The following is a 13,596-nucleotide window of genomic DNA, read 5'->3' as shown; positions in this document are numbered from 1 at the left end:
CGGCACCGTCCGGCTGCTCTATCGCCTGATCGCCCGCGCGGCGATCCGCAAACAGGGAGTTTCCCGATGAACGGTCCTATTGCCGTCGCTAGCCGTCCGCTTGCAAAAAGAACCGCCGGACGCACTTTCTCCGCCCTTCTGCTTGTCGCATCCGTCGCATTTGGAGCGCCGCTTTCCGCAATGGCTGCGGAAGGCGCTCAATACAAGCTTGGCACCGCCGACAAGCTGCGCATCCGCGTTGCCGAATGGCAGCCGGCCGATGGCAGCATCCGCAACTGGGATGTCATCAACGGCGATTATTCCGTCGGCCCATCCGGCGCGCTGTCGCTGCCCTTCATCGGCCAGCTGGATGTGGCGGGGAAGACGTCCGCAGAGGTCGGTGAGGCGATTGGAGCCCAGCTTCAGAGCAAGTTCGCCCTTCGCAACCTGCCGTCGGCTTCTGTCGAAATTGCCCAGTTCCGGCCGATCTTCCTCAGCGGAGATGTACAGACGCCAGGCGAATATCCCTATGCTGCCAATCTCACGGTGTTGAAGGCCGTAAGCCTTGCCGGCGGGTTGCGGCGCTCCGATGCCGGGCAGCGTTTTGCCCGCGACTTCATAAATGCCCGCGGCGACGCAGCCGTTTACGACAACCAGCGCGCAAGGCTGCTTGCCCGTCAGGCGCGGTTGATCGCCGAGGTCAAGGGTGACACGGTCATCGCCAAGACGCCGGAGATGGAAAAGATTGCCGAGATCGACGCGCTTCTCGCCAGCGAAAGTGCGCTGATGAAATCGCGCACCGAGCGTTACACTTTGCAGCTCAAGGCACTGACGGATCTGCATGCGCTTCTGGAAAGCGAAGTCGAATCGCTGAAAAAGAAATCGGAAACGCAAAACCGTCAGCTCGAGCTTGCCAATGAGGACCGAGACCGCGTCAACCGGCTGAACGAGCAGGGCCTTGCACTATCGCAACGGCGTATTTCCGCGGAAGAACGTGCAGCGGAGGTGGAAGCCGCACTGCTTGATATCGACACGCAGTCATTGCGTGCCAAGCAGGATATCAACAAGGCGACCCAGGATGAAATCAACCTGCGCAATGACTGGGTGGCACAGCGCTCCAAGGAATTGCAGGACACGGAAGCGGAACTCGACAAGCTCAATCTGCAACTGGGTACAAGCCGGGAATTGATGTCGGAGGCGCTCGCACAATCGGCTGAGGCGATCCGTTTCGATCCGTCGGGAAAATCCGCGACAATCAGCTACGTCGTGGTGCGTGAGGAAAACGGCAAGCCGAAGGAAGTGAAGGTGGATGAAAACGCCATGCTTCAGCCAGGCGACGTCATCAAGGTCTCGTCCGAAATCCTGATGCAGTGAGGTTTTCATGCGGATCGCCAAATCGGCACTGATCGATCCCGAACGCAATGAGGTCTACGGAATGGCGGCGATTGCGCTGTCATTCTTCGTTTTCGCCTATTCGTCGCGTTTCGGGCAAATCTCGATTCTGGCCTATTATGGCATGTGGCTGCCCCTTGTAGTGGTCAATTACCGGCGCGTGCTGGGTAACTATCCGCGCTATCTGTGGATATTCGCCTTCGGCATCCTGACCGTGCTGTCGAGCTTCTGGTCGGAGGCAGCATCGGTCACAATGCGCGCTTCCATCCAGTATATGACGCATATCGTCTGTGCACTTATCGCCATGCGGGTGGTGTCCATCCGCACGCTGACGCGTGGGGCGTTGATCGGCATCACCGTCATTCTGCTCTATTCGCTGCTGTTCGGTGTCCACCTTTTCGATGCGCTTGATGGAACCTACAGTTTTGTCGGGGCTTTCTCATCGAAGAACCAGCTTGGCTTTTACGCCTCGCTCGGCGTCATTTTCGCTGTCTCATCCGTGCTGATCCTCAAGCAAAGGGGTATCTGGCTGCCGATCGCGGGCATCACCGGGCTCCTATCGGCCTATAGCCTAATTGCTTCGCAATCGGCCACATCCACCATTACCACGGCGGCGGTGGTCGCCCTCATCATCGGTTTCATCCCGATTGGCATGCTTTCACCCGCCAACCGCAAGATGACCTTTTTCGCACTCGGCGGTATTGGCATATTGCTGGTGGTCGCGTCCCTGCAGTTCGGCTTGCTTGATGCCATTCTCGGCCTTTTCGGCAAGGATTCGACACTGACAGGACGCACCTATCTCTGGCAGCAGGGCATCGAAGCGGCAAAGCAGACACCGATCCTCGGCGTTGGTTACCAGGGGTTCTGGGTGGTGGGTTTTGCCGATGCCGAGCGCCTGTGGAACGACTTCTTCATTACCGGACGCAGCGGCTTCCATTTTCACAACACCTATATCGAGACGGTGGTGGAGAATGGCATCGTCGGCATGGTTCTGCTCGGCATGGTGCTTTACGGAACGCTGCTCGGCCATCTGCGCTCGGTCCTGATGCGCCAGCGCGATCCGCAGGGCGTCATTCTCTTTGCCATCTGCGCGCTGTTCGTCGTCCGCTCCTTCGTGGAGATCGATATCATCTTCCCATTCCAGATCGGTTCGTTCCTGCTGTATTTCGCCGCCGGAAAACTGTGCCTTCCGGCGAAAGCCACGCAGAACAGCGAAACTCATCCCGCGATTGGCGTGCGGTTACAGACGCGAGCCTGAGCATTCGCTCTGCCCGATCCTAGAGGTAATCCGATGAGACGTGCGGGCTGGCGTGGATGAAACTCCACATGTCCTTGCTGACAGAGACGATGTCGGCGATGGATTTTTCGAGGTGTTCGATTTCTTTCTCGTCCATGCGTTCTACCTTGCCGTAACGGACCTGGGTTTCGTCCTCCACCAGTCGCATGAGCTGAGTGGTGGCAATTTCGCCCTTTTCGTCGAAGGAGTAGATGCAATGATTGTATTTGTTGCGCGTTTTCGATTCTTTCTTGAGCCGCGCCATGATGGAGAGAATGGTCTTGCGATCCGGCGCTGGCGTTGAGGGAAGTTTTGCCAGACGCTCGATGAGATCCATGCGCGCGCGCGTGGTGTTGAGCGTCAGAAACACGACGATGGCCGCTTCCTTCTCCACTTTCAGGAGATGGACGATCAGATAGATCATCAGGCTTTCGGTGTTGGTCCACACGTAATTCAGCCTGCCGACCATCAGCAATATATCCGACATTGCCGCCATGCTGTTCTCCCGCCCCACCAGACATATACTGGCATTCTATGCCGATCTGGACGGGATTGACAGTGTAGGTCCTTCTGCGTTCCGCATTTTCCAGACGCAAAACCGCCGTCCAACCTTCCTGGAAAAGCGGTATTTCTTCATCTTTCCTTGAATGCTCGGGACATGCTCTCGGAGATAGGCTTGGTCAGATATTCGAAGAAGGTTCGCTCCGAAGTCTGGATCAGGACATCCGCCGGCATGCCGGGAACGGGATGGAAATTATGGACCTTCGCGATCTCCTCGTCTGAAACCTGCACGCGCACGATATAGACGTCCTTAACCTGCAGGCCTGCATTTTCCTCGATGCTATCGGCGGAGACGTAAAAGACCTTACCGTTCAGAACAGGCGTGGTGCGGCGGTTCAGTGCCGAAAGGCGGATCGCTGCCGTCTGGCCTTCATGCAACTGGTCGATGGAGGTTCTCAGAACCTGCGCCTCAAGGATCAGGGGAACGTGGGCGGGCAGGATTTCCATGATTGGCTTGCCGGTGGTGATGACGCCGCCTGCCGTGTGGTAATAGGCGCGCACCACGGTACCGTTGACGGGGGAGCGGATGACGGTGCGTTCCAGCACTTCGGCGGCACCGCGCACTTGCTCGCGCACGCTGTCCAGATCGGCTTCTGCGGTTTCGAGCGCGTCGAGAGCAGCCTGCTTGTTGGCGTTGATGGCAATGACCGCTTCCTGCTTGAACTTGGCGATTTCAGCCTCGCTCTGGTTCATCTCGCCGGTCAGTCGGGCGATATCGCCCATGGCATCGGCAATGGCGCGCTCCAGCGCCAGCATGTCGGTCTTGCGGATGACACCGTCCTTGGCAAGCCTTTCCTTGGAATCACGCTCCTGGGTCAGAAGTGCCAGTTGACGGTCGAAGGACTGCTTCTGCCCCTCATAGCCTGCATAACGAAACTCCAGCGACTTGATGTTCTTTTCGATGAGATTCAGTTGCTCGTCGAGCTTCACGATCTTGCTGTGGAACACGATGTTCTGGCTCTGGATGATGGATTTGATATCAGGATCGCTGGCTTCCTTCATGACGATGTCAGGCACCTTGAAGCTTTTTTGGCCCTGCGCCTCGGCGCGCAGGCGCGTGACGATGGTTTCGAGGCGAAGGCGTCTCAGCTGGAACATGCGCTCGTTGGCGAGCGCCGTCGTCTTGTCGAGCGTCAGAAGCACGTCGCCTTCCTTGACGGTGTCGCCTTCGCTGACCATCATTTCCTTGATGATGCCGCCCTCCAGATGCTGCACGACCTTGTTGTTGCCTGTGGCGACAAAGCTGCCCTGGGCAATGATGGCGGCGGAGAGCGGTGCGGTGCCGGCCCAGTACCCGAAGCCGCCGAAGGAGGCGAGCAGCACGGCAAGACCGATTGAACTGTGGAGGCGAATGGAACGTGGCACTTCGCTGTACCACTCAAGCTGGCCCTGGGGTTTTACCTCTGCGACGGCGACGGCGGTTTTTTTCTTGAACATGACGATCCTCAACCCTCGATCTGCGGAGACTGGCTACTTTGCCGGCCATTGCCGGAAATAGCCTTCAGTACGTCCATCCGTTCGCCGAACATGGCGACCGATCCGTCCTTCAGCACCATTATCTTGTCGACGCACTGAAGAAGTGCGGGTCGCTGGGTGATGGTGACGGTGGTGATGCCCTGTTTCTTGGCGTGCAGAATGGCTTTTGCCAACGCCTGTTCGCCCTGCGTATCAAGGTTGGAGTTTGGTTCGTCCAGAACCACGAATTTGGGATCACCGAAGAAGGCGCGGGCAAGCGCGATGCGCTGCTTCTGGCCGCCCGAAAGCGGTGCGCCATCGGCGGCAACCACGGTTTCGTAACCCTGCGGGAAACCGGCGATCAGCTCGTGTACGTCAGCGAGCACAGCCGCCTCGTAGATCTGCCGGTCTTCAACATCGTCACGCATGCGACAGATATTGGCCTTGATGGTGCCGGGAAACAGCTGCACGTCCTGGGGCAGATAACCGATGCTTTCACCGAATTGCCGCTGGTCCCAGTTGCGCAGGTCCATGAGGTCAAGGCGGACATTGCCGGAAGTGGGAAGGATGGAGCCGACCAGCATCTTGCCAAGCGTCGTCTTGCCGGAACCGGAATTGCCGATGATGGCGAGGGATTCACCTTTCTTCAGCGAAAAGGAAATGCCGTTCAAGATCACCTTCTTCTGCGGCGGTGGCACGAAAAGGATACGTTCCACATCCAGACGCCCTTCCGGATTGGGCAGGCGCAGACGCGGGAAATTGAGCGGTGAGGTGATGAGAAGCTGCTTGATACGGCTATAGGAGGCTGCAGATTTGTTGAACTGATGCCAACCCTCGATCGCCCCTTCGATGGGCGCCAGCGCGCGGCCGGAAATGATGGATGCTGCGATCACCATGCCGCCGGTCAGTTCGCCTGCGAGAGACAGATGCGCGCCCCAACCCAGCAGTGCGACCTGCGTGATCATGCGGGCTGCTTTGGAAACACCTGAGAACATGATGTTGCGATCCTGCGCCGCCACATGCGACTTCAGTGATCCGGCTGTTTCACGACCCCACATCTTCACGGCCTCTGGGATCATCGCCATGGCATTGATGATCTGCGAGTTGCGCGACATGGAATCGAGATGGAAATTGGCGCGGCTCAGATAACCGGAGGCTTCCGCGAACTGTCTGGCGGTGAAGCGCTGGTTCAGCCAGGCTATGATGAACAGCACCGCGCAGCAGACCATGATGATGATGCCGAGATGCGGATGTACAAGATAAACCACCACGATGAAGAGGGGCATCAACGGCGCATCGAGAAAGGCGATCAGGGTGCCGGAGGTAATGAAGGAACGCAGCTGCTGCAGGTCCTGCAGAATCTGGTAGTCCTTGCCGCTGCCATGCAGGGAGGCACGGGCCGCTGCCGACAGGATCGGCGCTCCAAGCTGCACTTCAAGCTCGACAGCGGTGCGCATCAGGATGAAGCGCCGGATGGCGTCCATGAAGGCTTGCAACAGAACCGCGCCGAGAACGGCGACCGTCAGCATGACGAGTGTATCCATGGAGCGGCTTGTCAGGACCCGGTCCGAGATTTGAAACAGATAGAGCGGGATGGCAAGCAGCAGAACGTTGATGGCGATGGTGAACAGCATCACGATCGCCATGTTGCGCCGTATCGCGGCGATGCCCTTGGCGAGGCTGGCGGCGAAATTGACGGGTTCACTGCGCTTGTGGAAGCCGCTCTGGCTTCCGCCGCCGCCTCCGCCACCGCCGCCATTCTCCGTCGGCTCCTTGCCGTTGCCGCCGCCGCCCGTCACCGGACGGCGCTCGTTTTCACGGATAGGCCCGTCATTATTGTCGATGGTCTTGACGAAGGGCAGGTCGGGTGCGCTTTTCAGCTCGGTATTGTCCACCTTTGCTTCCGGCTCCGGCGGTGAGGCGGGGCGCCGGTCTTGCTGCGGCGGCACTGGCCTTTCCTGCGGAACGTCACGCATTTGCGGTTGTTCGGCGTATGGGGAATGTTGTGGAAGGGGCCGGGGCGGTGTGATCTCAGGGGAGGGCGAGGCTGCTTTCACGGTCGGTTCCGCGCCGGACAGGTGACGCAGGTTTTCGACGGCCTCGTTTATGGCCGAAATGCAGGCATCAGTCAGCTTGCTGTCTTCCGCATCCTGATCCAGCGGCAAGTCCAGCGAGTGCCCGGCGGTAATGGTTTTTCTTGAAATATGATCCATTTTTTTATTAATCCCCTCGGTGATCTCGCGGTTTCTGCGGCTTTGGCGGCGGGTGTTTCTCCCCGCCTGTCAAAACCTATGCAGTGACCGCCTGCATGACGTCGGATGAATGCGCGCTCGACCACGACATGTCGTGACCGGCGTTGATGACGCCATCGGATTCATTCTGAATGGTGGCGGGATCGTCGTGCAGAAACGCGATCACTTCGTTTGCCAGCTGCTGGCTTTGGTGACCCGGTTGCGACGCATCATTTTCGATGATGCCGCCCTGTATAAGGATAGCATCCGAATAAAGCCCGCCTGCGACGTAGGTGGTGGAACCGAAGCTGTCGTAATCGATAATCTGCGCGAGATTGATGACGGCGTTGCTGCCGGTATCGATATGGATCGTGACGTTCTCGTTGTTTTCCAGAATCTTTGCGGCTGCCTGCGTCACATAGTCGGAATCGCCCAGCACGCTCACCTGTTTGATGATGCTGACGTCATAAAGATTGCCAGTGATGTAAAGGACGTTGATCCCCTGATAGCCCGCAAAATTGGCATCGTGGGCAAGCGCGTCCGGCATGTTCGGATCACGCTCGTTAATCGCTTTCACCGTCTGCGCCATATAGTCCGGCATGGTTTCGAAACGGTCGTTGCCACCGACATTGTGGATGCTGGCGTCGTTCCACAACAGGTTGTTGCCGGACTGAACGGTGGCGCCCTCAGGCGCGTCGGGGTTGGCGCGGATCCAGTCATTGTCGTAAAGCACGGCGATCTGGCTGATGAGGTTCATGTCCAGCACATTGCCGCCGACGATGACCAGATCGTACTGCATGCCGATGCCGAGGAAATTGGCGATGTTGAGGGCAGCGTTGCCACCGCTCAGCAAGCTGACGCTGGCACCCGAAGAGGTAACCGTCAGTGTGTCGTTGTCGCTGATGAACTGGTACTGCTCGATCCAGTGGACGAAAGACACGTCTCCCTCGAGGACGCTGACACGCCAGGCAGTGGGAAATATTGGCGGTTCACCACTATCGTGGCTGCTATCGGCGCTTTCTGCACCCGGATAGACACTGCGTGAGAAGGTCGCAATATTGTAGGCGGCGGTTGCGTCATGGTCTTCGGACTGCGTGAAAACGGAATCGACCTCATCGCGGTCGCTATAGACATAGGCCTGGGTGATTGCATCGATCTGGTGATAATCGCCCATGACGGTGGTGACTGAGGCCATGACGGCAGTATTGACCAGCGTTGCTATGTTGGCGACGACATTTGCGCCGGCAGCCACATCGAGGCTGTTTCCGGCGGGGCTATCCTCATGCAGCGAAACATCGCTCTTTTCAGGCTCTTCAGCGGGCTTGGCAATGCCACGATCCGGCATGAAGTCGTCGAGCATTGGCTTTTCGCTTGCCATGGAGCCATTGATGTAGAGGCCGTTGATGTCATTGCCGGCGAGAACGAAATCCTGTTCCGCGCCGGTTCCAAGGGACGTCACGTCATTTTCGCGCGCATGGTCGATATAATCATGTGCTGATTTGGCGAGCGCCTGCAACGCGTCGTAGCTGTCGGTGCGCTGGAAAACGGAAAAGGGCGTGAAGACGGCTGCTTCGTTATGGAACTCGACGGTGCGCTGGGTCACGAAACTGGTGTCGCGCGCCACATTTGGGCCGTCCGTCATGTTCAGATAGTCGTCGTCCTGAAGAATGTTGACCTGCGTGACATGCGCGATAACCGAGCCAGGGCCGGTGTGCACCACCAGTTCGCGTTCTTGCTCAAAGGAGACACTGCCCGGAAAACGGAAATGCGCGGCTGACATATCGACCGGTATCGCATTTGCAAGCTGCTGCATGTCGTGTTCGACCATGCGAGCGAAATGCGGTTGCAGATAGTCGAAGTCGTAATAGCCGGCGCGATATTTAACGCCGGGATCGTAATCCTGAAGCTGCAAGTCGTAGGTCTTGTCTAGCAGTCTTGCCGCGTCATCATCCGACAACCGGTCTTTGTTCGCGTGTGCCGTGCCTTCGGCATAGTTGCTTCTTAGACGCGCTTCCTCGATCACCGTGTCGAACAGGCCGATGAAATGCGCAATCATGTCTGAAATTCTGTCGATTTGCATTGCAGGTCCCTCCCTGATCATCGCGGCAGAGCCTGGGCGGCGGGCGGCACACGTCCAAGAGGCGGTGCTTCGTCTTCGCGCAAACCCGGTCCTTCAACCGCAAACTGCACCGGCGAATGCCGGTGCAGCTTTTTTCATAGAGAGGTACTCGTCAGGAGCCGCTGTCCTCGCCGGTATCAGAAACATGCGAGTTACCGCCTGTGACCGAGACATCAACGGCGTTGGAGAGCATGTTGGCGCCCTGCACCAGTTCCAGATGGAAGCCGGAGTTTGCAAGGATAGCCGATGCATCTGCAGTGCTGGTACCCGCAGCGTCGTCGCCAGCCTTGAGGTCCCATCCCTTGCCGTCCATGCCTTCTGCGCCAAAGGCGTCGCCGGCATTCGCGCTCAGGTGGTTCTGGGCACCACCATTGTCCATCCTGACATCCCAGGCCTGATCCTGATCCGCCAGGTGGTTGGCCTGCACAAGGCTGAAGCCCGTGTCGTTGCCTTCGCCGTTGAGCGAGCTGTTGAGGATATTGTCGACATCAAGTGTGAAGGAGAAGTCGTCACCGAGGTTAAAGGTGAGGTCTCCGCCAGCGATGCCGAGATTGCCGACATCCTTGACGCCGGCGATGTTGCCGAAGTCGTCATCCGACTTGTAGAAACTGTCAGCGGAGTTGAAGCTGTCGGAAGTCGTCGTTGTTGTTGTTGTCGTGTCGTCGTCGGAATAGGAGAAGGTCTTGGTGTCCGTATCCGTGACCGTCTTCACGTTGGTGTCGTTGTCGCTGTACGACTTGCTTTCATAGCTCCAGTCGTAATCGGTCTTGATTTCGGTGCTGGTTTCGGTGCTCGTCTTTACGGTCGTATCGTTGTCGCTGTAAGACTTGCTGTCATAGCTCCAGTCATAGTCGTTGTCGCGATTGTCGCCGTTGCCCACTGCAACGTCGATTTTGGCGTCAACATCCACATTGGTGCTGTTGTCGCTGTTGTCGTTGTTGCGGTTTTCACCGTTTGCGGTGCCGACGTTGCTGTCGTCCACCTTTGCGTCATTGGTCGAGGTGTTGGCGAAACCCTCCGAAAGCGCGCCAATCTTGGTGATGTCGTCGCCCGCAGGCTGTGGATTGTAACCCATGTCGATTTCCTCCGAAAAAGCTCGGAGCAGCTTTCGAAATCCCTCTCATCTAAAACGGGATTTTTTCGCGCTTGCTCCGCGTTGCACAAAGATTGATGTTCTGCAGATGCACTCGGTACGTCTCATCTGCGGCTTGGCATCGGCCCGTAACCGGGCTCTTCTCGTTCAGCCCTTGTGCGCTACTCGGTATTAAGGCGCACAAATCCGTTCCTCGCTCCGTTGGGAGCGCGGTGGCTTCGTCTTTTTGCTTTCGTTATGTCTTGAAAAGGAACCGGCGTTTGCAAACACACGTCAAAGGCCAGGGTTGTCTTTCCATCGGTCACTGTTTGCAGCGACGGTCAGACTGTGCAGCAGAAAAATCGCGCTTCCTAGCTATCAATTCGGGCTAAACATATCGGCACCCTTACCACCAATATATATGTCGGAAGGCGGTCGCATGGAGATTTGCCGCCGGTTCAGACGCAAATAATCGCGCTCAGGCCGGGAAAAGCTGCTTTTTCTAAAAATGTAGTCAATGGCGGTGAGAAGGGTCCCTATCCCGAAATGGCACATTCCGGAAGCTCCTTTGCCGGGCAGGTATGTAAAGGGATATCAACCAAAAGTTATATTTTCCCGGATTGCAAAACCGGAGCGAAAGCTTTTCCGATGTGTTTGTTTTTACACTGGTTCCGGGCTCAACGATTCATTACGGGCGTAACCAATTTTGTACGTCAATTGCAAGAAATAACCCATTTGGGCCATTTCTTTGCACAGCTTTTCGTATTAGCCTCCTTAATTAACGGGTAATTAATGATAGTTGACATGGCGTGAAGCGGGAGTTGCCCCATTTGTTTCTAGGGGTATCCCGGCGAATGACAGAGCACACAACCAAAAAGAACGTAATGCGTAGCGCTTTAGGGGAGACGTCGATGTTCATGGGAACTTCAGATTATGCGGCAAAACAAAGTGGAGCCGTTGCGCCTATAAATGGGACTTTATTGATCATCGCGGATCCGGACCTGTTTTCCGAGTGCCTCGTGGAGGCGCTGGGCAAAAAGTTCCCTACATTCGCTGTGATGAGCGTTATGTCGTCGGCAACGATCGACGATGACTATGGCGCCGATGTCCGGCTGGTCCTGCCGTACCGCATGTCGGGCGAGCGGCTTCATAGCGTTCTTTCGGCAGTCCGCGAAAAGCATCCGGATGCCCCAATTGCACTTGTCGTCGAAACCATCGACAAGTTTGAGGAGCCGCTGAAGCAACTGGTGGGGATGCGTATCATCGATGGCGTGCTGCCGCTTAATCTGCGGCTCGACGTTTTCATGGCGGCGGTTGATCTCCTCATGAAGGGCGGGGAGCATTTTCCCGCTGCCCTTCTCGGCAAGCTCACCCCCTATTCCCAGGCCGTGAACGGCAAAAGCGTTCAAAGCAACGCCGTGATCGCCAACCGCGCCGACGCTCTTGCCGTCAGCAAGAGTGAAATGGCGGCGCTGACGACGCGCGAGGTGCAGATCCTCGACCTGCTTTGCAAGGGAACGCAAAACAAGATCATCGCCGACCGGCTTCACCTGTCCGAGAATACCGTGAAGGTGCACGTTCGCAACATCTACAAGAAGATGAATGTGCGCAACCGAACGGAGGCAGCGTCGCGCTTCTTTCACAAGGACGACGACGCGGCTATCTCCGGCTGGAGAAACTGAACATCTGGCGGCCCGATGCCGCAAGGACGCCAGTTTCAAGCAGAGGTTATGCCTGAGGCTCAGGGCCTCAGGAAGCAGCGGGACTTCTGACCAAATCCGCTCGGTGAGCAGATATAGGGAGAAGAACCGGAATAGGAATGCCGCGGCGATATCGTCGGTGTCTCGTAAGTATCGGCAACAAGCGTGACGGCTGCGTTGCCTGTCTTGTCATAGCCGTAGGACGCCTTGGCTGGAGCAACCCGGCTCTTGATCGTCGCCGTATTAGCAGATGCGGTCTTGATCAGAACGGCATCTTCAACGACGGAGCACGAGGCCGTAGCGAAAGTGAACGTCGCAAGTGCGGCGGCAACAAGTGCAAAACGACAGCGGCGGGCCGCTTTGCTGTTATGGGAATAAGGCATTTCATTCATGATGTATGTCCCCTGAAATCGACTAGCTGTCGCATCTCGCCGGGTGGTTTTGCCCCGGTGGACCGAGCCTTACAAAACCAGAATAGTCCCGACTGGTTGAGCGAAGCTTGCGCTAATGCTCAATAAGAAAGGCATAATGGAGGCGTAGTTAAAAAGTATTAAATCGAGTGATTAATACGAGTAATTCGGGGTAATCAATTGTAATATTTCGATAAAATAAAGTTGACCTGTTTTATGACGCGCCTATCATAAAAGTTGAAATATACCGAATCCAAATATTAAAACCTCCAGAAGAAATAAAAACCGGAGGTGACATTCGAAATATCCTGCAATCTGGAGTTTGATCTAGTTCAAGTCGAATCAGCCGGGCTGGTTCCTCATTGGGAGGAGTGTGTAATGCGTAATTTCGTTCCCAACGACCATGACAACGGCGCTACAATCTATTCCGAGTGGCGGCCAGGCCAGCGCGTTCTGGTCAACGGCGGGGCTGGTTTCCTTGGCTCCCATCTTTGCGAACGTCTGTTGGCTTGCGGTCATGAGGTGATCTGTCTCGACGATCTTTCGACTGGACGGACCGTGAATGTTGAGCATTTGCAAGCCAACAAGCGGTTTTTGATGGTCGAGCATGATGTCCGCAAGCCCTATGACATCGACGTCTCGCTGATCTTCAACTTCGCGTCGCCGGCCTCGCCGCCGGACTACCAGCGTGATCCAGTCGGCACCCTGCTTACCAATGTGCTCGGCGCGGTCAACGTTCTCGAAGTCGCTCGCAGATGCGGTGCAACCGTGGTGCAATCCTCGACATCGGAAGTCTACGGCGACCCGCTCGTCAATCCGCAGCCGGAAAGCTATTTCGGCAACGTAAATACAATCGGGCCGCGAGCCTGCTACGATGAGGGCAAGCGCAGCGCCGAAACGCTTTTTTTCGATTATCACCGCTTTTATGGCGTCGATATCAAGGTTGGGCGCATCTTCAACACCTATGGGCCGCGCATGCGCCCCGATGACGGGCGGGTGGTCTCCAACTTCATCGTCCAGGCGCTGAAGGGTTCGGACATCACCATTTATGGCGACGGCAGCCAGACGCGCTCCTTCTGCTACGTCGATGATCTGATCGACGGGTTCCTGCGTTTTTCAGCTAAGCCGAAGGATTGCACCGGACCGATCAATCTCGGCAACCCGACTGAAATTCCGGTGCGGCAGCTGGCCGATATCGTCATCCGCATGACGAATTCCCGCTCGCGCATCGTGCATCTGCCCGCTGCGATCGATGATCCGCAGCAGCGTCGTCCCGATATTTCGCGTGCCAAGGAAATGCTCAGATGGCAACCGCGCGTACCGCTCGAAACCGGTCTGGAGAAAACCATCGTCTATTTCGATGCGCTGCTGGCCGGCAAGAAGGTTGCGGAGGCCGTATGA

At 56.7% G+C, this 13,596-nt stretch carries 10 protein-coding genes; 4 read left to right on the top strand and 6 right to left on the bottom strand.

All coding sequences use genetic code 11. The annotated features are described in order from the left end of the window. Positions 1-66 precede the first annotated feature (66 nt). Together ASD46_RS11770 and ASD46_RS11765 are read left to right on the top strand one after the other, a co-directional pair. Positions 67-1,353 carry a polysaccharide biosynthesis/export family protein gene (locus ASD46_RS11770; RefSeq protein WP_013761580.1) on the top strand — a complete coding sequence of 429 codons (1,287 nt, stop codon included), beginning with the start codon at positions 67-69 and terminating at the stop codon, positions 1,351-1,353. Between the two features lie 7 nt (positions 1,354-1,360). Next, the gene (locus ASD46_RS11765) at positions 1,361-2,629 is read left to right on the top strand and encodes an O-antigen ligase family protein (protein WP_003510903.1); all 1,269 of its coding nucleotides are present in this window, start codon (positions 1,361-1,363) and stop codon (positions 2,627-2,629) included. 19 nt (positions 2,630-2,648) lie between these two features. Here the strand turns inward: ASD46_RS11765 and ASD46_RS11760 are convergent, their stop codons facing one another. The 5 genes from ASD46_RS11760 to ASD46_RS11740 all read right to left on the bottom strand — a co-directional run bounded on the left by ASD46_RS11760 (position 2,649) and on the right by ASD46_RS11740 (position 10,088). Next, entirely contained in the window at positions 2,649-3,143 is a 495-nt protein-coding gene (locus ASD46_RS11760) for a hypothetical protein (RefSeq protein ID WP_003510901.1), read from the bottom strand. Between the two features lie 137 nt (positions 3,144-3,280). Further along, complete coding sequence (locus ASD46_RS11755) at positions 3,281-4,645, bottom strand: HlyD family type I secretion periplasmic adaptor subunit (protein WP_003510897.1); 1,365 nt, start codon at positions 4,643-4,645, stop codon at positions 3,281-3,283. An 8-nt stretch (positions 4,646-4,653) separates the two neighbouring features. After that, complete coding sequence (locus tag ASD46_RS11750) at positions 4,654-6,876, bottom strand: type I secretion system permease/ATPase (protein ID WP_013761577.1); 2,223 nt, start codon at positions 6,874-6,876, stop codon at positions 4,654-4,656. Positions 6,877-6,952: 76 nt separating this feature from the next. Further along, positions 6,953-8,974 carry a hypothetical protein gene (locus ASD46_RS11745; protein WP_060642289.1) on the bottom strand — a complete coding sequence of 674 codons (2,022 nt, stop codon included), beginning with the start codon at positions 8,972-8,974 and terminating at the stop codon, positions 6,953-6,955. A 151-nt stretch (positions 8,975-9,125) separates the two neighbouring features. Beyond that, positions 9,126-10,088: a hypothetical protein gene (locus tag ASD46_RS11740; protein WP_035199459.1), complete on the bottom strand. Its 963-nt coding sequence runs from the start codon at positions 10,086-10,088 to the stop codon at positions 9,126-9,128. A 908-nt stretch (positions 10,089-10,996) separates the two neighbouring features. Here ASD46_RS11740 and ASD46_RS11735 point away from each other — a divergent pair. Further along, positions 10,997-11,767 carry a helix-turn-helix domain-containing protein gene (locus ASD46_RS11735; protein ID WP_060642288.1) on the top strand — a complete coding sequence of 257 codons (771 nt, stop codon included), beginning with the start codon at positions 10,997-10,999 and terminating at the stop codon, positions 11,765-11,767. Between the two features lie 59 nt (positions 11,768-11,826). Here ASD46_RS11735 and ASD46_RS11730 read toward each other — a convergent pair whose 3' ends face one another. Continuing rightward, positions 11,827-12,177 carry a hypothetical protein gene (locus tag ASD46_RS11730; protein ID WP_060642287.1) on the bottom strand — a complete coding sequence of 117 codons (351 nt, stop codon included), beginning with the start codon at positions 12,175-12,177 and terminating at the stop codon, positions 11,827-11,829. 396 nt (positions 12,178-12,573) lie between these two features. On the opposite strand from ASD46_RS11730, the gene ASD46_RS11725 reads away from it, so the two are divergent. Then, positions 12,574-13,596 (top strand): UDP-glucuronic acid decarboxylase family protein, encoded by a 1,023-nt coding sequence (locus ASD46_RS11725; protein ID WP_013761571.1) that lies wholly within the window; start codon positions 12,574-12,576, stop codon positions 13,594-13,596.

This window comes from Rhizobium sp. Root491 (assembly GCF_001427205.1).
Taxonomy (GTDB): Bacteria; Pseudomonadota; Alphaproteobacteria; order Rhizobiales; family Rhizobiaceae; genus Agrobacterium; species Agrobacterium tumefaciens.
This window is presented reverse-complemented; position numbering and strand designations above follow the sequence as displayed.